Genomic DNA, 20,005 nt, shown 5'->3' with positions numbered 1-20,005 from the left:
ATTTTATTTAACCTAAAGCATGGATTTAAACTGAATGTTCGGTTCCTGCTCAAAGCAATCATCAAAACCGCGCGGATGATGATATTCAATCAAATCTTTATCACGCGGGTACACATATTTACCACCGACTTCCCAGATAAACGGATGGAATTTATATTGCAAACGATCTTTACGCATACGCCAGAGCGCAAGAATTTCATCGGTACTCGCCATAAAGTTGGTCCAAATGTCGTGATGAACAGGAATGATAACATTGGTGCGCAAACATTCTGCCATACGGAGTAAATCAATTGAAGTCATTTTATCGGCAATACCCACCGGATTTTCACCATAGTTATTCAATGCCACATCAATATCGAAATCTTTACCGTGCTTGGCAAATTGAATGGAATAATGCGAATCTGCACCATGGTAAATATTACCACCTGGTGTTTTGAACACATAGTTCACCGCTTTACGCCCCATTTCTTCATCAGACGGGCAAAGCCCTTTTAATTCGCCACCTCTCTCTTCCGCACCTTCCACCGGCAATGTCACCAGGCAAGTGCGGTCGAAAGAATCCAAGGCATAAATTTCAACATCTTTTAATTTCACCATATCACCCGGTTTAACGATAATGATGCGTTCTTCCGGTACACCCCAATTTTTCCATAATTCAGCGCAATGCCATGGACCAACAAATTTCACATGATCCAATTTCGGGTTATTCACGATTGCTGCCGCGACGTTTACATCAATATGATCGCTGTGATAATGGGAAGCTAAAATGAAATCCACTTCGTTAATGGCAAACGGATCCAAAACCATTGGCTGGGCACGCAGGTTCGGTTGTAATTTACGCACGCCCGCCATGTTCGCCATTTGGTGACCGCGCACCATATCTTTTACTTTTTTAGTACTCTTACCACGATTGCACCATAAGTCCATGCAAATATTGGCGCCCGCGGGAGTTTTTATCCACACACCGACGCAACCTAACCACCACATGGCAAAATTGCCCTCGGGAACGACTTCGTTCTCAATTTCTTCATTTAACCAAGTGCCCCATTCAGGAAAAGTAGAAAGGATCCAGCTTTCACGGGTAATTTCATTAACTTTAGCCATACAATAACTCCTTGTTTTAGGTTTAGTAGAATAATTTAATCATTTATAATCATAAACAATCATTTTCATTAATGGAATCTTTTTTTTAAATTTTTCTATTAAAATATGTTAAAAATTTATTAAATTCCAGACTTAGCTAACGTTTTAACCTTAGATAACAACGCCAACTCTTGATTCTAAATTTTTAATCACACATAAGTATTTCAATAAAATAAATCGTGACATCGCTCACATTTTATCAAAAAAAATCTTTGAAAAATCATTATAAATATTTATTATCCGCCGCCAACAAACGAAGTTTACGCATGAATATTTATATTAACTCTACATTTCAAGGAGCATTACCATGGAAATCTTCATGTGGATCAACGAACAGATCCTATCTAAAGCGCCCTTACTGCTCGGTATCGTAGCCTGTATCGGTTATATTCTGTTAAGAAAAGACACGGCAACCATTATCAAAGGCACGATTAAAACCATCGTAGGCTTTATGTTGGTACAAGTGGGAGCAGCGACCTTGGTTGCCGGTTTTAAACCAATTATTGAAAATCTGGCGAAGTTCCATAATTTAACCGGTGCGGTCATTGACCCTTACACCAGTATGCAAGCGACCATCCAAACCATGGGCGATAACTACGGTTGGGTCGGCTATGCCGTATTATTGGCGCTGGCATTGAACATTTTATTAGTGGTATTCCGACGCTTTACCGGTATTCGTACCATCATGCTTACCGGCCATATCATGTTCCAGCAGGCGGGTTTGGTTGCGGTGTTCTATATGATCATCGGCGCCTCTATGTGGGAAACCATTATTTATACAGCAGTCATCATGGCGTTATATTGGGGTATTTCCTCCAATATTATGTATAAAGCCACCCAATCCGTTACCGGCGGTGCCGGCTTCTCCATTGGTCACCAACAACAGGTCGCCTCATGGATTGCCACTAAAATCGCACCGAAACTGGGTGACAAAAACAACAACGTGGATCACATGGATTTACCGAAATGGTTACACATTTTCCACGACAGCATCTCTGCCACAGCCATTGTTATGTCCGTATTCTTCGGCATTATTTTACTTTCCTTCGGATTGGATAATCTGCAGACCATGGCGGGCAAAACCCACTGGTCAATTTACATTTTAGAAACCGGTTTAAAATTCGCCGTTGCCATTCAAATTATCGTTATGGGTGTGCGTATGTTCGTCGCCGAGTTATCGGAAGCCTTTAAAGGGATTTCCGAACGGGTGATTCCAAATGCGGTACTCGCCATTGACTGCGCGGCGATTTACGCTTTCTCCCCGAACGCCATGGTATTCGGTTTCATGTGGGGTGCCATCGGTCAATTCGTGGCGGTAGGTATCCTGCTCGGCTTCAGCGCACCGATTTTAATCATTCCGGGCTTTATCCCGATGTTCTTCTCTAACGCCACCATCGGCGTCTTCGCCAACCACTTCGGCGGTTGGAAAGCGGTCATGAAAATCTGTTTTGTGATGGGGATCATTGAAGTATTGGGTTCCGCCTGGGTTATTCAACTCTTCGCAACCCAAGGCACTACCTTTAATGGCTGGATGGGTATGGCAGACTGGGCGTTATTATTCCCGCCTGTTTTGCAAGGTATTGTGAGCATCCGATTCTTCTTCTTTATTATCGTCGCACTCTCCCTGGTTTATATGTTCTTTGCCTCTAAAAAATTGCGTGCTGATGAAGCCGCTGCAACTGCTGCAGGCAGAACCTTAGAGCAAATGGACGGTTACAACTTAGACGACGAACCTGTCACCGAAATACAACGTGAAGCTCAACCTGCCGAACAAAGCGGCGAGCGCCCGATTCGTATCTTAGCCGTATGTGGTTCCGGTCAAGGTTCTTCCATGATGATGAAAATGAAGATCAAAGGTTATCTGGACAAACGTGGCATTCCGAATATTATGGATTCCTGCGCAGTGACCGACTACAAAGGTAAACTCAACGAAGTAGATATTATCGTTGCATCCAAACACTTAGCCGGCGAAATTGAAGTGGGCGAAGGCAAAGCCGTACTCGGCGTGCAAAATATGCTTAACCCCGGCTCTTTCGGCGATGAATTGGTCGAATTAATCAATAAACATCATTCTGCCTAATCACTGACTTCCCCTGCAAGGTAGGGGAAGTTAGGCCTCAAAAGGAGTAACGTCATGCTAAAAGAATCCCTTATCGAAAATAATTCCATCAGACTCGACCAATCTGCATCCAACTGGGAAGAAGCCATTAAAATCGGTACAGATTTACTAGTCGCTTCAGGTGCCATCGAACCGCGTTATTACGACAATATTGTAAACAACATCAAAAAGTTCGGACCTTATATCGTTCTTGCCCCGGGGCTTGCTATGCCGCACGCCCGCCCGGAAGAAGGCGTAATCAAAACCGCATTCGGCTTAACCACATTAAGCACGCCGGTAGATCTCGACGGCGAATCCATTTCCGTGCTACTCACCCTTGCCGGTAGCGATTCCAATTCCCACATGGAAGGCATCATGGAAATCACTCAAATTTTCGACGATCCCGACAGCGATGACGGCGTGAATATCCAAAAATTCCTGGATTGCAAAACCACGGAAGAAGTTCTCGCCATTATTGATGCCGCATTAAATGCGTAACCTAACTTCAAGGTTGAAAAACATCGCCAAAATCAACCGCACTTTTATGAATGAAAATTAACAGAGGAAAACAAAAATGAATAAACCATTACTTCAAATCGCCTTAGATTCACTCAATCTGGAAAAAGCTGTCTCAGATGCCAAACAAGCGGAAAATTTAGTGGAAATCATTGAAGTAGGCACGATTCTTGCCTGCGCTGAAGGTATGAAAGCAGTTTCCACCCTACGCGCATTACACCCGGACCATATCATCGTGTGCGATCTGAAAACCACCGACGGCGGCGCAATTCTAGCCAAAATGGCATTTGAAGCCGGTGCCGACTGGCTCACCGTCTCCGCCGCTGCCCACCCTGCCACTAAAGCGGCATGCAAAAAAGTTGCCGATGAATTCAATGCAGAACACCCGAATCTCAAAGTGAAAAAAGAAATCCAAATTGAAATTTACGGCAACTGGACATTAGATGATGCTAAAGACTGGGTTGCGTTGGGTGTGACACAAGCCATTTACCACCGCTCACGGGATGCCGAACTCGCCGGCAAAAGTTGGACAGCGGAAGACTTAGAACTCATGAAACAATTATCGGCTTTAGGGCTTGAACTCTCCATCACCGGCGGCATCGTGCCAAAAGACATTCATTTATTCAAAGACATCAAAAACGCCAAAGCCTTCATCGCAGGCCGCGCATTAGTAGGCGAAAACGGCAAAGCCACCGCCGAAGCCATTCGCGAACAAATCAATCAATACTGGTAATTAAAAACACTGAAAAAAATGACCGCACTTTGATCGAGCAACGTCAAGTGCGGTCTATTTTTACAGCGAATTTTAACGTTTATCGCTTCCCCTCTTCCTTATTTTCCCCCTACCTCACCACACTCACCACCACGCTCACACCGGTTCTGTGTCCTTGTTCATCGGCGACGGTGATTTGGTAGGTGCCGCTTTTGGCGGGTTGCCATAAGAAGGCTTTGGATGCGGGGCTTTCGCCTAAGTAGACGTTATTCACAAACCAATAAAGGTGTTGAACTTCGCCGGAGGTTGTGGCGGTCAGCGGAATGTGGTTTTCCGGGCTGTTCATATTGATGTAGTAAGTGCGGTTTTCCAGTGGCGATGTCATCTTCAGTGGATTATACGTAATTTGTTGCAAGGATTGGTTTTGTTGCTCGTAAGGGCATTCGACGTTGACGATGGGATTGCGTTTTATGATGCCCGCCTGCGCAAACATTTTTTGATAGTCACTGCCCCAGATTTCATAAATTTTTTGCTCCGTTTGCGCATTCGGATCCGTTGCGCAAGCCAGGACGTCTGTGCCTTTGCGCACGCGTAATTGTTGATAGGTATTGCTCACCTGAATAGGCGACTTACCCGGGATAAACAAGGTTTTCGTGAGCTGCTGACAATATTTGTTCGGCAGATTGCCGTCGGCGGCACACACAGGGACTTCCGTTAATTTCAATTTGTCACGACTAAGCGGATTTTTCATGTTCGGGTATTGCGCAATGATGCCGTCCGCCAGTTGTAAAAATAACGGTGCGGCAAGGCGGCGACCGATAAAGTGCGGGTTACTTTTATTGTTAAAATTGCCGAGCCACACTACCAGCGTGTAATTACCGAAATAGCCCGCCGTCCAGGCATCTCGCAAGCCATTCGACGTGCCGGTTTTCCAGTAAATGGGCAGTTTGGTTTTGATGGCTTTGTTGTAAATATCGGTGCGAATGTTCTGCGATAAAATATCGCCCAACATATAGCTGCTTTCGGGGCTTAATAAGGTGGCGCTTTGCGTTGCGAGCGCGCTTTTTAACGTGTGTAACGGTCGCCATTGCCCGCCATTGGCAAGAGCGGCATATAGCCCCGCCAGTTGTTGCATGGAAAGCTCCGCACCGCCCAGCACTAATGACAACCCGTAGTGTGCTTTTTCCTTCGGCAAGGTGATTTTTGCCTGTTTAAGCAAATCGTAAAGATCGGGATATTTCAACCGTTGCGCCATGTCCACCGCCGGAATATTACGACTTTGCAGCAACGCCTGCGTGACGCTCACCGGGCCCAGAAAATTGCCTTCATAATTTTCCGGTTGATAATCGGCGAAGGTGGTCGGCAGGTCTTTTAAAATTGTTTTGGGATGTACCAAACCCTGATCAAACGCCAAGCCATAAATAAACGGTTTTAACGTGGAACCGTAAGATCGCTTTGCCAGCGTGCCGTTAATCTGCCCGCTGATATGTTGATTAAAATAATCGCCGGAACCCACCAGCGCCTTAATTTGCATGGTGCGATTGTTCACCAGCAGAACGGCAAGATTGTTCACGCCATACGGCTTTTGCTGTTGCAGATAACGCAGACTAATACGCTCCACCAAACGCTGTAAACCGCTGTTTAAGCCGGTAACGATTCGTCCGTTTTGAATCGCCTCGCTTTCAGCGTATTGTTGCAATACTTGATCGGTAAAATGCGGTGCAAAAAACGGGAGTTTTTCAAGGGGGCGTAACGGATAATTTAATTTAAAATGCGACTGCCATTGACGATCTTTAGGATGACTTTCCACCCAGCGAGCATAGAGTTTATTACGCGCATTAAAAAGCTGCGCATTAAGTTGCTGATTGTTTTGCTGAATGTAAGCGTTCGGATTTTTCGGCAAAATCGCCAAAGTCATGGCTTCCGCCAAGTTCAGGTTCTTACTGGCCCGGTTAAAATAAATCAGGCTCGCCGTACCCGCCCCTTCAATGTTTCGTCCATAAGGAGCAAAATTGAAATAGGCTTCCAGAATTTCCCGTTTGGAATACTGTAATTCCAGCTGAATGGCGCGCAGAATCTGCTCGATTTTTCCGCCGATGGTGCGGCTATCAATCTTCCACAATATCCGCGCCAGTTGCATGGTAATGGTCGAACCGCCTTGTGGTGAGCCGCCGAATAAATAGGTTTGTGTCGCTCCGCGCAATAAACCGTAAGGATTGACCCCGAAATGATAATAAAACCATTCGTCTTCCTGAAATAACACCGCATCTACCAATTGCGGCGAAAGTTCTTCCAACGGCGTCCAAAGACGATATTTCTGATCTTTTGCCGTGGTCAGGCGTAACAGATTCTGCTGTTCGTCATATACTGCGATGGAATAAGGGAAACGCTGTTTTAACGGAATGTGAGGTAAAAAACGCCCCCCTATGCATGTAAGCAATAAGCCGCATAGAACAAAATAAAGACTTTTACGGGATATCTGTGACATAAAATCAATTATGGATAAAAACACTAAGAAAAGTGTGGTATATTCTTGATATACTTTAATAAAATATTAAAAATAATAATGTACTTTTGAATTAAACAACCCACAACCAAATCACTTTTCCTACAACGAGAAAAAGAGATCTGCTTCATAGTTCAAAAGGAAGCCGCCGACGATTAACCAAATATAAATCAATGTGCCGAGAATTAATGGTTTTAATCCTGCCTGTTTAATTGCGCCGAGGTGCGTAGTTAATCCTAATGCCGCCATCGCAGCAACAAGTAAAAAAGCATCCAGTTCGACTAAAAGTTTCACTAAAAAATCCGGCAATAAATTGAAAGAATTGAATACTGCAACCGCAATAAACCAAAGGGCAAACCATGGAATAGTAATTTTACGTTGTTCCCCGCCTTGAGAATCTTTGTTAAGCAACCAAGACAATCCCAGCAAGAAGGGCGCCAGCATCATTACCCGAATCATTTTGGTGATGACTGCCGTGTTCGCTACAACGGGACTAATATTGCCACCTATGGCATACACCTGAGCTACCTCATGCACACTGGAACCCACATAAATGCCAAACTGGTGCGGGGTAACCAATACATTTACCCAAGAATATAAAGACGGATAAAGAAAAATGGAAAGTGTACCAAAAATCACCACCACAGCAATTGCGACCGAAACTTTATGAGATTCCGCTTTGGTGACCGGCGCTGCCGCCATCACTGCAGCAGCGCCACAAATACTACAACCGGAAGCTGTGAGATAAACAAGTTGCTTATCCATTTTAAGGTAACGGATCCCGATGGAGCAGGTCAGAAAAAATGTAGAGAGTAACATCAGAGCATCCGTTAAAATCGCGTTTACACCGACCTGCGCAATGTCATGCAAAGTAAGCCGAAAGCCATACAATACAATCCCTATCCGTAAAATTTGTCCTTTTGCAAATAAAATGCCTTTTTCAAGGTGCTGCTCGTATCCTTTATAAACGCTATTGCCAAATATCATCCCCAGCAAAATTGCGATGATTAATGCACTTAAATGTAACTGAAGAGCAAATGTCGTTTGGCTTATTTTTTCGGCTATAAGTGCTAAAAAAGCGACACAAATTAGCCCTAAGTATAATGTTCGATTTTTCATCTTATATGTTATAAAAGGGAAAAGAGGCTTCATTATACGCCGAGAAAATAAAAAAATGCAGTTGATTCTCACCGCACTTTAATGCATAAAACTAGAAGTATGGCTTATTGCAGAAAATAAAAAACTCTCCGTCGAACTGAAGGAGAGTTTTTATTTTTCAAACAGTTATTGTATAACTTCAATATAACCTTTATCGGCAGACTGTGCGTTCACCGTGCGGTTATACATATTTTCCGTATAGGCGCGAGGAATTTGGAATTTACCCGTGTTTACGGCTTTTAATTGGTAGTTAATCACCGTAGTAGTGTCACCCACTGAACCGTAACTCAACATACGATCTTCACGCAAATCGCGATGAATGAAGTTAAACATATAAATTATGTCACCTTCTTTGACATTCACGGTTTCATCACCATTACTGTTCACCACTTCAAAACCGGCCGGATAGAGATCAGTAATCACCATATTATCCAGTTCATTTTGTAATGAACGCACCTTAACTTGTACATTAATCACATCGCCAAGTTTCACGGAAGTCACCGGTTTGCCTTCTTGATCTAAATAAGTGCGGTCGATTTCTACGCCGTTTTTAATAGCTTCAGCAGGCGCCTGCTGCACATAACCGGATTGACTAATGGTATACCAGGCTTTTTGCGTGCCTTGGTTGACAAAATTTAATTGCGCGTTATCCGCATTGATATTGGCCAACACAAAAGCACCCTGCACGCTGCCAATATTTTGCCCGTCCTGCTGAATCTGCAGGTTTGCAACTTGTTCGGCGTGTTGCTTACTATAAGCATCTAACGCCAACAACACCATAGCGGAAGACAAGGTATTATAACGATTGTCGTTTAAATCCTGCACGATGCTACTTAATAGGGTGTCGGATAATTGTTCCGCCTGCTCAGGGAAATGACGCGCTAATACATACAAAACCGCCCCCTTCTCAATCAACGGATCCAAATAATCTCGGTAGAACCACGTGTTTTTAGGCTGCGGATTATTGAATTTCGCCATCACATTGCTAATTAGATTATCCGCATCTTCTTCCTGTTTCACCAACTGATAAGCGCCTGCCAGCCAAGCTACGGTTAAATCGAATCGCCATTCTTCCGCTTTGAAATTTTGTTCCAATAGGCTGCGAATAGACAGCAAACTGTCACTTGGCACTTGCCCTAAACGTGCTAATAGATAAGTGGCATAAGCGCGCTGGCGCAACATGGCTAAATCATCTTCACTTTCAGGGCGGCTTAAACGCTCTAACGCTGTGATGGATTTATTAAACAAGCCATTTGGCGTGATCCAGGCCGCCGGCAATTGCACACCGTGTTCTTGCGCTTCAATTAGAAAATGCGCCACATAAGCGGTTAAGAATCCGTCATCCTCATCTAATCCCGACCACAAGCCAAAACCTTCGTTAACAGTTTGACGTGCCGGTAACAAACTAAAGACGCGGTTCAGATTACTCTGAATTTGCTGTTTGCTACTTTGTGTCGCAGTGTTATCTCCCACTTGCGACAAGATCCCCAGCAAGCTTTGATATTCAGGATTATTGGTAAATAACAAATTCGGCATAGCGGCGCTGATAATCTGCTCCGTGCATAAATTGTCGTAATTGCCTAAATAACTGCTTATGCCTTGCGCCAAGGCTAACGGTGCAGGCGAAATCAGCGCGCTTTGCTCGCGTAGTTGCGGGAATAACACATTCGGAAAGCCGCTTTGAGCCTGTTGGTTTGCCGCCACTTCACCCACTTTGATGAACTGCTGCTTTGCCGTTAACGGACGAACGGAAATACCGTATTTTCGCTCAACCTGCGCTGGTTGTTGCTGTTCATTCAAATACGCGGCAGTGAAGTATAAAATACCGCTGCCAAGCAGGTCCGTAGCTTTCAATTGGAAATTCACTACACCTTCGCTCATCGGTTCCAACATAATCGCGGTTTGCGCATTACTCAACACTTGGAATTGCGGCGCCACATTGAGTTGAACCAGAACGTTTTGCTTGCTTTTCGTGTTATTGGAAACAGTCAGACTCACTTTGGTTTCGTCGTTCGGCGCTAAAGTAATCGGGGCGGTTGGTGACAACACCATATCATCACGCACTAAGGTTTCCGTTTGACCGATATTCATTTGCAAACCATCGTTTGTCACAGCAATCGCCATCACTTTAAGATTGCCGTTAAAACCTTGCGGCACTTGATAATTCACAGTTTTTGTGCCGTCCACATCGATAATATTCGACCAGAACACCGCCGGTTTGTCGGTTTTACGTTTAAACGGATTGGTATTCGCTGCGATGGCCTTTTCTAGTGCTGCAGTTTCTTCGGCGTCACCACCGGTTTGCGCAAACTGCAACACTTTACGGAATTCCGGCAAAATCAAATCCAGAATTTGCAAGGTTTCCACTTGCAACGCATATTTCGGGAAGAAGAATTGTAACGGATCTTCCTGTCTATGCCCCGCCACCTGCAAAATGCCTTCGTTCACCGCATAAATCACGGCTTTACTTGGTCTATCAGTAGATAACGTAAATTTGACTTTCTCACCGGATTTCACTTGTTGCGGCGCACTCAGATTTACATTCAAACGGTGGTTATCGACATTAACACTAAATGGTGCCACACCATAACTTAGCGGGCTGGTGAAAATGTCATCAGATTGCATATCGCGGGAGAATTGCACATTAATGTAACCGCTGCCTTCAAAATTCTCCGGGATTCTGATTTGTTGTACCGAACGATTGGTTGTGGATTTAAACCATTTATGAGTATACACACGCTCGCGTTCGATAGTGATTAAACCGCTGCCCGCATAAGGCGCGTTAATTGCCACTTCGATTTCTTCACCCGGCATAAATTGTTTTTTGTTCAGATTCAACTTAAGTTCGGTGTTTTTATCCATGGCAACCGTAACGTTGCTGTTACCGATAACCGTATAAGGAATGCGATTGACGGTTTCGCCGTATTGATTATTAATCACTAACACGAAATCGCCGCTACGCTCGGTATTCAAAGCAAAATCCGAACCGTTCTGATCGATATTAAGCGGTTTTTCATCCAGCTGGCTTTCTACCATTTTGGATTCATATTTATAGGCACCGGAACGTTGCTCGGTTAGCACGGAAACATATTTACGTTCCATTAACACCGCACTTAACCCTCGCACTGAGGTTTTTTGCAAGCTTGGATTAATGGCGATTAAATTTACCTTGCTCTCGCGCTTTTCTCTTAAATAATTTAAGTCTTGCGCGCTGCTGTAGCCCACTAACCAAGGTTGCGCAGAAACCAATATCGATTGCACTTTAGAGACACCGCGACCGCTATTATTTTCATAACCGTCCGCAGTGAAATACAACATTTGTACGGTATTTTCCGCTTCATGCTCCAAATTCAAGGCAAAAATCGCATTACCGTTATTATCTGTCGTTTGATCCTGCAATTCAGTTTCTAACAGGATTGCATTTTTGTTACGTTGATTATCATAGAATTGATAATTTTTATACTGCGGAAAACTTGGGAAAATAGCGTGCAACATAATATTCGCTGCCACTCTGCGTTTTTGTGCCGGTGTGCCGAATAAATTGGTTAAATGCACGGTAGCATTCAAATCTTGTGGTGAAACCCAGCCGAGCTGTTGGCTGTTATCAAACATCGTATTTATTCTTAAGGTATCCGGTTCAAATTCCTGCACTTGGAATGTCATGGAACCTACATCAATTTTTTCCTGTTGCTGGCCAATATAAATATGTGCCAGCCATTCGCCGGTTTCCGCACTATCCGATAACGGGTAAGTCAGCTCATTAAACCCGCTTTCGCTCACACGAATATTCTTTTGCCACTGGGTTTTGCCGGATGGCGAGGTGATTTCCAGTGTCAACGGCACATTGGCTAAGGATTTTTTCCAATCCAAAGCCTTACTGATCATGCCAATATAGACAGACTCGCCCGGACGATAAATGCCACGATCATTAAACAGGAACGTTTTAATAGCATTTTGTTCCTGTGACATTTCCTGGCCGTGAATAGCAAACCGGGAGAAATCTAATGTACGGTCGGATTTATCAATCGGCAAGAATGACTGATCTTGCCCGCGTGTCACCAAATACATCACCGGCTCAAGCTCCTGCTTATAATTCTCTAAAGAAGGGAGTTGGGCAACGCCAAGCCTGTTAGTGTATTGGCTGGCGATAATAGTGTTATTACGGGAAATCACTTTCACCAGAGCACTTGAAACCGGCGCTCCGCTTGCAATTGATTGTACAAATACGGATTGTGTGCCGTCCGCCGCTTTTTTGGCGATGATACCTAAATCTGTCAAGATGATTAAACGATAATCACTTTTTTGTGAATCCGGATCAACATCAAAATAGTAGCCATCGCCATCACGACTGTCTTTTAAACCACCGCCTTCAGATTTATCCTTAGCATTGACCGCACTTGCCTTCACCCAGAAGATCCCTTGCTTCGGTAAGCCTCTTTGTGATAAATCCACGCTGAGATAATCGGATTTGCGCGGATCGCGATTGGCAACGGTCAGGGTTTCCGTTTTAAAGGTTGCTATATCGTCAAATTTCAAGTTGCCCAAATCCGGTTTTTGGAAATTGTTGCTGTTCAAATTTGCCACATGGCGCAATTGTTCCGCTTGCACACGACCAATATCCAATCGCACACGGTCTGTATTGCGCACAGCAAGTGTAACTTTGCCATCGCCATATTGAGACAATAAGGAACCTTTGCCCACAAAGCTCACATACGTCGGATAATTTGGCACACATTCCAGGCTACCGATAGCTTTTTTCAATTGGTAACCACCCAATGCGGTGAATTTATTATCCAACTGCAAATAAAGACAACGCCCTTCCGGAATATTAAAACGGAAGGATTGATTGTTGGCATACGGACGTTCGCTTGGAATAAGTTCAGGTTGAATGCGTTCACCGCCCTTCACTACGGCCTCAGTTAATTTTTCCACTTCCCAGCTTTTACCTTCCAGCGGTTCAGGCAGTAACACCGCGCTTAAATTATCGGCAATGTCTTTCCCTTTCACCCCATAATTAAAGTTGAAAGTTAGTACCTGATCTGCTTCATTTTTCTGATTGTTAACGATTTTGAAGCTGTTGTAGGAATTTTGCAGACTGTATTTCGACGGCACCTGCACCAGTTTGGTAATTTCTCTTTCTAAAGTATTCACTCCGGTTTTCGCGCGTAATGCCCGGCTGATTTTGGTCTGTACGAATTGATTCGGCTGGGTGGATAAAGAAAGTTCATCGGACCTAATCCAAGCTTCCAGCCTATTATCGGAATAACGAATTTTAAACTTCAGCGGGTTAATCAAATTCAGCGACTGATCTTGATTTTTATGCACCAAATTCACTTCAACCGCTTTTTCCAAGTCTTTCGGATCTACCGGATTGGAAAATACCAAATGGGTCAACGCATGGCGAATATGGGATAAATTCGGATCCTGATAAAACTCCGATTCGGATTCCACCACACTAAAAGGCTGAGTTTTCACGGAATGGGTATCCGTAACGGATTTGGCGTAAGTCAAACTTGGATTTAATACTTTCTTATCCAAGGTAATTTTATATTCTTGCCCTGTCGGCCAGTCCTGTGTCGGGGTAAAGCTAAGCAAATAGTCGCTTGACCAAATCCATTTCCCCTCAATGACAGGTTCCATTTTTATACCTTGGGTGATTTCGCTTTTTACTTTGTCAATAGGTGCTGCCGCGCCGCTAAATTCCACGTTCAACGGGTAAATTGTATTTGTCGTTTGCCCTTCACCGGATTGACTGTAAGACGTTTGCTCAATAGGATTAAATTTCACTTTAATCGCATTGCTGCCATCAGTTTTTTGGTGTTGATACCAATAAGCGCCGCCTGCTGTGGCAGCCAGCACGAGTGCGCTAAGTACTGAAAATTTTATTTTTCCCTGCATAGGACTTCTCCGTTCCTAAAATAATATTCTGCTAATCAATTTCACGTCTGTTAGTTTGTGCCGCCCACGGTAATCTGATCGATTTTCAACGCCGGTTGCCCCACGCCTACCGGTACGCTTTGACCTTCCTTACCGCAAGTGCCCACACCATGATCCAATTCCACTTCATCAGCAACCATAGACACATTTTGCATCACTTCGATGCCGCTGCCGATAAGGGTTGCCCCTTTCACCGGCTTGGTGATTTTGCCTTTTTCGATCAAATAGGCTTCGGAGGTGGAAAACACGAACTTGCCGGAGGTAATATCCACTTGCCCGCCACCAAAGTGCGGTGCAAAAATCCCGTGTTCTACCGATGCCACCAAATCCTCAAATTTATCTTTGCCCGCCAGCATATAAGTGTTGGTCATGCGCGGCATCGGCAAATGGGCATAAGATTCACGGCGACCGTTCCCCGTCGGCTGCACGCCCATCAAGCGGGCATTCATTTTATCCTGCATATATTTCTGCAAAATACCATCTTTAATCAAAACGTTATGTTGGCTAGGCACGCCTTCATCGTCCACCGTAACGGAACCGCGACGATCCATTAACGTGCCGTCGTCCACAATGGTACACAGTGGTGATGTCACCAATTCACCGATTTTGCCGCTAAACAAAGAGCTTTCTTTGCGATTAAAATCGCCTTCCAAGCCGTGTCCAACCGCTTCATGCAACAACACGCCGGGCCAACCTGCGCCCAACACCACCGGCATTAACCCTGCCGGCGCTGCCATCGCACTTAAATTCACCAACGCCTGGCGCACCGCTTCTTTGGCAAAATAAACCGCTCTTTGCTCGCCGTTATAGTTTTCAAAGAACCAATCCAAAGCGAAACGCCCGCCCGCACCTGCGCCGCCCCGTTCACGCTTACCGTCTTGTTCCACCAACACGGAAACGGACAAACGAATCAGCGGACGAATATCCGCCGCCAACGTGCCGTCGGTCGCCGCCACCAGCATTTCTTCATACACCATGCTTAAACCGGCATTCACCTGCACCACGCGCGGATCCGCCACACGGGCGGTTTTGTCCACCAAATGCAAGAGCTCGATTTTTTGTTCCTGGCTTAAACTGTGCAACGGGTTAATCGGCTGATAACGCAAAGGCGCGTCCACCGGGTTAAACTTCACCGGCAGAATAAAATTACATTGAGAAGGTTGCGCAATCCCGCGCACTGCCTGCGCACATTGCTGCAAATTGGCTAAATTAATTTGATCGGAATAGGCAAAACCGGTTTTCTCACCACTCACCGCACGCACGCCCACGCCGCGATCAATATGAAACCCGCCTTCCTTAATAATCTCGTCTTCCAGCACCCAGTTCTCGTCCTGACTGAGCTGAAAATACAAATCCACATAATCCACATTGCGCTGCGCTAAGGTATCAAACACATTCGGCAAATCCGCAAGCGTCAAATGGCTCTGCGCCAATAAACTTTCGGTCACTTTTTTTAACATAGAAATCTCGGTCATTTTATCGATAAAAAATTGGTCGGGATTATAACGTATTTTCCGCCAAAACCGAAAAGGAAAGTTACCTGAAAATGGCAATAAATCCGATATTTTCCAAAGAAAAAAGAGAGGGTTATCCGCAATTTATTTAAGGGTATAAATTCTATTTTGTTGAATTGCAGAGGGGGAATAAAAAGTGCGGTGAAAATTTAATGTGTTTTTTAACCGCACTTTTAATAATGTTTTTTAAGAATTTCTGCGTTGTGTTTTTTAACTATTTTAAAATAAAAGTGCGGTCATGTTTAAGGGTGTTTTTATTTATCTCCGTTCAATCACCACTTTAATATCTTCCGGCGGGGCATAGTAAGGCGCGGAGGTGATAAATAAATTTATCCCTAACTTGGCATAATCTGCCACGTTGTTTTTATTCACACCGCCGGCAACGGAGAGCAGCGTTTTTTTGCCCAGTTCTTTAACCAAAACCAATGCCTGTAGAACCTGTTCAGGCGACCATTTATCCAACTGAATAATATCCGGTTCTGCTGCAAGCATTTGTTCAAATTGCGGGAAATCATCGGCTTCCAATGTGATTTTATTTTCCGGGGCTTCTCGTCTCAAGCGGGAAACGATTTCTTGATAATCGGTCGGATTATCCAGCAAATTACGATGGTTGGTAAACACAAGTAAGGTTTCGCTTAGCCCCTGGCGATGAATATGTCCGCCGGCGGCAAGCACCGCAGCAGTTGCCAGTTTACGCGTATTCGGAATGCTTTTACGGGTACATGCCACGACCGCCTGTGGGTTGATTGCTTTCGCATTGGCAATCATTTCGGCGGTATATTGCGCCACGCCACAAGACCATTCCAGCACCAGTTGAACTACTTTCCACGCCTGATGTAATTTATCGGCTCTTCCATCGGCGCTTAACAGTAATGTACCGGCGGTCACATTCTCGCCGTCCGCAACATGAACCTTTACTTGAACATCTAGCTTACGTAACAGTTTTTCCGCAATCGCCATCCCCGCTACAATCCCTGTGTTTTTACGTTTAAATAATATTCTTGCAGAAACGTCATCCAGCCCCAAAGCATGGGTGGTGAGATCACCGCGATAAATATCTTCCAATAAAAAATCATTAAATTCTTTGTCTGAAAAGTAAATCATGGGTTGTCCTTATCAGGGAATTGTCCTTGCTTAAGCGAAATTGTTCGGTTTGCTAAATACTCTGCTTCTTTGAGTTCGTGCGTCACCAAAAGCGTGGTTATTTGATATTCCCGCCTTAATGTGTTTAACATTCGCCAAATATGGACGCGGGTTTGCCAATCCAGGGAAGAAAAAGGTTCATCGAGCAGTAACAAATTCGGCGGATTGATTAATACCCGGGCAAACGCAGCCCGTTGCTGTTCACCACCGGATAACTGACCAGGATAGCGATCGATTAAATGGGCAATTTTTAATTTTTCCAATAATGCCATTTGCACTTCAAATGACGTATGGGGGTTCGCCAGCGTTAAATTGCCGCTAACGGTTTTATGGGGAAACAAATAGAGTCGTTGATTTAAATAACGACAATTTCGTTGCCATGGCGCCAAGTTATCCAGCGATTGATTGGCTAATCTGATGGTGCCGGAATAATCCATATAACTGGCAATGGCGTTTAACAACGTGGTTTTGCCGCTGCCCGATTCCCCCACAATGGCGACACATTCGCCCGCCTGCACTGACAGGGAAATATTTTGCAGAATACCGGCAGATAAATGTTCAATCTTCAGCATCATTACACATTTCGATTTACAATTCGTAGAAGCATCAACAAACAAGCAGAAATAAACAGTAGCCACAATGATGCGCCAATAGCAATTTCAAAATCACCGCTGGAAATATTCAAGTATACCGCCATCGGCAAAGTTTCCGTTTTAAATCGGGTTGCACCGGCAAGCATTAGCGTGGCACCAAATTCCCCGATCGCCCGCGACCATGCCAAAATCACACTGCCTAATAACGGCTTCCAGCACATAGGTAATTCAATTTTCCATAAGGTTTTGAAAGGCGATAATCCCAAGCTATATGCTGCAAACCGATAACCTTGATCAAAAGACGAAAAAATGCCTCTTGTGCCGCGCAATAAAATAGACGACGCGATATACGTTTGCGCCACCACAATGCCAACGGGGCTGAAAATCCATTGGCTGATCGAAGGAATCCACTGACTCAAAATGCCTTGTGAATTAAATAGAAGCAATAAACTTAACCCGGTGACCAAAGGCGGCAAAACCATGGGTAAATCAAGAAAGGTATCAATAACTTTCTGCAAAGGTAACCGCACTTGACTCATCAACCACGCACTCGGCACAGCAAGACAAAACGCGAGAAACAGAGAAATTAAAGACGATCCCAATGACATTCCCAACGCAAAATGAAGCTCCGCATCAAAGAGCACCTGTTTGAAAAAATGAAAATCCAGCTGCGCCATTAAATAAAGCACCGAACCTACCACGATCAATAATAAAATCATCAACGGAATCAGTGCTAACTTTAAACCAAGGCTTTTATTTAACAGGTAAGAAGCCTTCATCAACAAAATATTTCACACCTTGCTCGGATTTAAAAAGATCAAATAATTGTTGCGCTTCCGCCGTATGCTTCGAAGAAGAAAGCAAAGCCACCGTCACTTTTTCTTCCAGTGTGCCTTGCGGATTAGGCAAAATGGTGACTTTATCGCGCACTTTCCATGCTCCTGAACGTCCGACAACCGCCGCATCCACGTCCCCATTCAATAAATATAACATCAACTGTTTTACCGTCGCGGCTCTCACCACAACCTTATCATTCAACTGTTGTTGATAGCCCGACAATTCAAAGATCTTCTCCGCGCCTTTGCCCAACGCCATCGCTTTGCTATCACCAATGCCTAAACGTAACTTGCTTTCCGCCAAGGCTTTAAAAGAATCAATGCTGGCGCTTTTATCCCGACGAATTGCCATCACCGGAATATGCAACACCACCGGCGCGGTGGCTTTGGTTTCCCCTGCCTGTGTAAGTTTTTCAACATAATCTGCCGAACCGGGCAAAAACAAATCACCGCTTTTCACCGTGTTATAACGCGCCAGAATCTGCCCCGAACCACCATATTCCACCGTTACTTTGTTGCCCGTGTCTTTTTCAAACTGTTGCACAATTTTCTCAACCGGATCTTTCAACCCCGCGCCGGCATACAAATATAATTCCGCCGCTTGCGCAGAAAATGCGGTCATCATCACCGCTGCTACTATTGCTAATTTTTTCATTTCATCCTCCATTACAAAGAAAGTAAATATAGCACATTGGTTATATAAATTTAATTATAGCGATGATTTTTTAAGTGCGGTGGATTTTTTTGGTGTTTTATCATGTGCTTTCAAAGTCTGACGCGCAATGGTGCGTAAATTTTGATGATTTTATATTCTTTAATGATTTATCCATTATCCCTATTTTTTTAAAACAAAAATTTTCTAAACTTCAGCAAGCCAGAAATAATCTAAATAGTTTAGGAAATTTATTCCGACTTGCAATCAAATCAAATATTCCAGTGGAAGAATGAAAGTTAGATGAAATGAGACAATTATTATTAGAAACTAACGTAGAATTTGACAAAATACCTTATTAGTATTAATAAAATAATATTGCAATTATACTTTAATTAAGGCACGATAAAGAAAATCTTACTGCGGTTATAATTAAAAGAATAACACCAAGTAAAAACATAAAGAGACAAAGAATAATCACATTTATATAATATCCAGAAAGCAAAAATTTTAGCCCAATATTAACCTAAGAAACTCGAATCATATTGTTGTTAAAATAACTGGTATAGCTAAAAATGATAAAATTATGAAAAATAATTCTAAATATATTACAAGAAATAATGAGTCGCCTTTATATGATAAAAATAGTGATGTGGTTAATTTAAGAGAAACGACTATCGATCTTGGTATAAAATAAGTATAGTTAGGTATAAGCAAGATCGTCGAAAAACGGCTAAAATTATTTTTTCAAGAAAAGATAGCTATAAGTCTACTCGTGAAATCAGTGAATTAAACTATTTAGAATAAATTTTCCTGATAAGAAGTTTTACTATTCCTGTTATCAAGACTCATATTCACATTGTTATTTTGAAATATGATAAAAAAACACTATATTAGAAAAAGTTATTTAATACAAAGAGGCAGTTTACAAAGAGCTCGAATTCAAGAGATATTATAATATATTTTTATTCTGAAACAGATAAAGAGCGGCTAAGGAATCAAATAGAAGGGGTGAATAAAAAAGATAAACGAAAAAATGCGAGTAAATACCTAACTTTTGATTTAGATAAGATACCTTATGAATTTTAATATAGTGGAAATTATAATTCTAAATTATATTGAAACAAAAAATAAAGATATGGAGAAAGTATATTGAAAGAAACCTATTAGAAAACGGGGTTAAAATAGGAAACAAAA

At 43.4% G+C, this 20,005-nt stretch carries 12 protein-coding genes; 3 read left to right on the top strand and 9 right to left on the bottom strand.

The window, feature by feature from the left end; translation table 11 throughout:
* Nucleotides 1-12: 12 nt before the first annotated feature.
* Nucleotides 13-1,104, bottom strand: a complete 1,092-nt coding sequence (gene ulaG, locus DK423_RS03635; RefSeq protein ID WP_005558916.1) for an L-ascorbate 6-phosphate lactonase — start codon at nucleotides 1,102-1,104, stop codon at nucleotides 13-15.
* 346 nt (nucleotides 1,105-1,450) lie between these two features.
* Between ulaG and DK423_RS03630 the strand changes: the two genes are divergently transcribed.
* The 3 genes from DK423_RS03630 (at nucleotide 1,451) to DK423_RS03620 (ending at nucleotide 4,490) form a co-directional block, all read left to right on the top strand.
* Nucleotides 1,451-3,223 carry a PTS ascorbate-specific subunit IIBC gene (locus DK423_RS03630; protein WP_005558914.1) on the top strand — a complete coding sequence of 591 codons (1,773 nt, stop codon included), beginning with the start codon at nucleotides 1,451-1,453 and terminating at the stop codon, nucleotides 3,221-3,223.
* A 54-nt stretch (nucleotides 3,224-3,277) separates the two neighbouring features.
* A complete protein-coding gene (locus DK423_RS03625) occupies nucleotides 3,278-3,739 on the top strand; it encodes a PTS sugar transporter subunit IIA (RefSeq protein ID WP_005558912.1) in 462 nt (153 codons plus the stop codon).
* 76 nt (nucleotides 3,740-3,815) lie between these two features.
* Nucleotides 3,816-4,490, top strand: coding sequence for a 3-keto-L-gulonate-6-phosphate decarboxylase UlaD (locus tag DK423_RS03620; protein ID WP_005558910.1), 675 nt, complete (start codon nucleotides 3,816-3,818; stop codon nucleotides 4,488-4,490).
* A 109-nt stretch (nucleotides 4,491-4,599) separates the two neighbouring features.
* On the opposite strand, the gene pbpC is transcribed toward DK423_RS03620, so the two are convergent.
* The 8 genes from pbpC to modA form a co-directional block, all read right to left on the bottom strand.
* On the bottom strand, nucleotides 4,600-6,957 hold the full coding sequence (gene pbpC, locus DK423_RS03615; protein WP_109043875.1) for a penicillin-binding protein 1C: 2,358 nt from the start codon (nucleotides 6,955-6,957) through the stop codon (nucleotides 4,600-4,602).
* Nucleotides 6,958-7,077: 120 nt separating this feature from the next.
* Entirely contained in the window at nucleotides 7,078-8,094 is a 1,017-nt protein-coding gene (locus DK423_RS03610) for a YeiH family putative sulfate export transporter (protein WP_005558907.1), read from the bottom strand.
* 165 nt (nucleotides 8,095-8,259) lie between these two features.
* The gene (locus tag DK423_RS03605; RefSeq protein ID WP_109043874.1) at nucleotides 8,260-14,031 is read right to left on the bottom strand and encodes an alpha-2-macroglobulin; all 5,772 of its coding nucleotides are present in this window, start codon (nucleotides 14,029-14,031) and stop codon (nucleotides 8,260-8,262) included.
* 50 nt (nucleotides 14,032-14,081) lie between these two features.
* On the bottom strand, nucleotides 14,082-15,530 hold the full coding sequence (gene tldD, locus DK423_RS03600; RefSeq protein WP_005558901.1) for a metalloprotease TldD: 1,449 nt from the start codon (nucleotides 15,528-15,530) through the stop codon (nucleotides 14,082-14,084).
* A gap of 312 nt (nucleotides 15,531-15,842) precedes the next feature.
* Complete coding sequence (modD, locus tag DK423_RS03595) at nucleotides 15,843-16,688, bottom strand: ModD protein (protein WP_005558899.1); 846 nt, start codon at nucleotides 16,686-16,688, stop codon at nucleotides 15,843-15,845.
* Nucleotides 16,685-17,299, bottom strand: coding sequence for an ATP-binding cassette domain-containing protein (locus tag DK423_RS03590; protein WP_005558897.1), 615 nt, complete (start codon nucleotides 17,297-17,299; stop codon nucleotides 16,685-16,687). Before DK423_RS03590 ends, modD begins: the two co-directional genes overlap by 4 nt.
* Before the next feature lie 2 nt (nucleotides 17,300-17,301).
* The gene (locus DK423_RS03585; RefSeq protein ID WP_061886320.1) at nucleotides 17,302-18,099 is read right to left on the bottom strand and encodes an ABC transporter permease; all 798 of its coding nucleotides are present in this window, start codon (nucleotides 18,097-18,099) and stop codon (nucleotides 17,302-17,304) included.
* Nucleotides 18,074-18,811, bottom strand: a complete 738-nt coding sequence (gene modA, locus DK423_RS03580) for a molybdate ABC transporter substrate-binding protein (protein WP_061886757.1) — start codon at nucleotides 18,809-18,811, stop codon at nucleotides 18,074-18,076. The genes DK423_RS03585 and modA overlap by 26 nt, the downstream gene beginning before the upstream one ends.
* Nucleotides 18,812-20,005: the final 1,194 nt, after the last annotated feature.

The sequence above is a fragment of the Aggregatibacter actinomycetemcomitans genome, from assembly GCF_003130205.1.
Taxonomy (GTDB): domain Bacteria; phylum Pseudomonadota; class Gammaproteobacteria; order Enterobacterales; family Pasteurellaceae; genus Aggregatibacter; species Aggregatibacter actinomycetemcomitans_A.
The sequence above is the reverse complement of the archived record's forward strand: the minus strand, read 5'-3'. Positions and strand labels throughout refer to the sequence as shown.

Bases quoted from the DNA above. Each gene is read 5' to 3' on its own strand.
- ulaG (WP_005558916.1), bottom strand. From the start codon at position 1,104: ATGGCTAAAGTTAATGAAATTACCCGTGAAAGCTGGATCCTTTCTACT.
- DK423_RS03630 (WP_005558914.1), top strand. From the start codon at position 1,451: ATGGAAATCTTCATGTGGATCAACGAACAGATCCTATCTAAAGCGCCC.
- DK423_RS03625 (WP_005558912.1), top strand. From the start codon at position 3,278: ATGCTAAAAGAATCCCTTATCGAAAATAATTCCATCAGACTCGACCAA.
- DK423_RS03620 (WP_005558910.1), top strand. From the start codon at position 3,816: ATGAATAAACCATTACTTCAAATCGCCTTAGATTCACTCAATCTGGAA.
- pbpC (WP_109043875.1), bottom strand. From the start codon at position 6,957: ATGTCACAGATATCCCGTAAAAGTCTTTATTTTGTTCTATGCGGCTTA.
- DK423_RS03610 (WP_005558907.1), bottom strand. From the start codon at position 8,094: ATGAAAAATCGAACATTATACTTAGGGCTAATTTGTGTCGCTTTTTTA.
- DK423_RS03605 (WP_109043874.1), bottom strand. From the start codon at position 14,031: ATGCAGGGAAAAATAAAATTTTCAGTACTTAGCGCACTCGTGCTGGCT.
- tldD (WP_005558901.1), bottom strand. From the start codon at position 15,530: ATGTTAAAAAAAGTGACCGAAAGTTTATTGGCGCAGAGCCATTTGACG.
- modD (WP_005558899.1), bottom strand. From the start codon at position 16,688: ATGATTTACTTTTCAGACAAAGAATTTAATGATTTTTTATTGGAAGAT.
- DK423_RS03590 (WP_005558897.1), bottom strand. From the start codon at position 17,299: ATGCTGAAGATTGAACATTTATCTGCCGGTATTCTGCAAAATATTTCC.
- DK423_RS03585 (WP_061886320.1), bottom strand. From the start codon at position 18,099: ATGAAGGCTTCTTACCTGTTAAATAAAAGCCTTGGTTTAAAGTTAGCA.
- modA (WP_061886757.1), bottom strand. From the start codon at position 18,811: ATGAAAAAATTAGCAATAGTAGCAGCGGTGATGATGACCGCATTTTCT.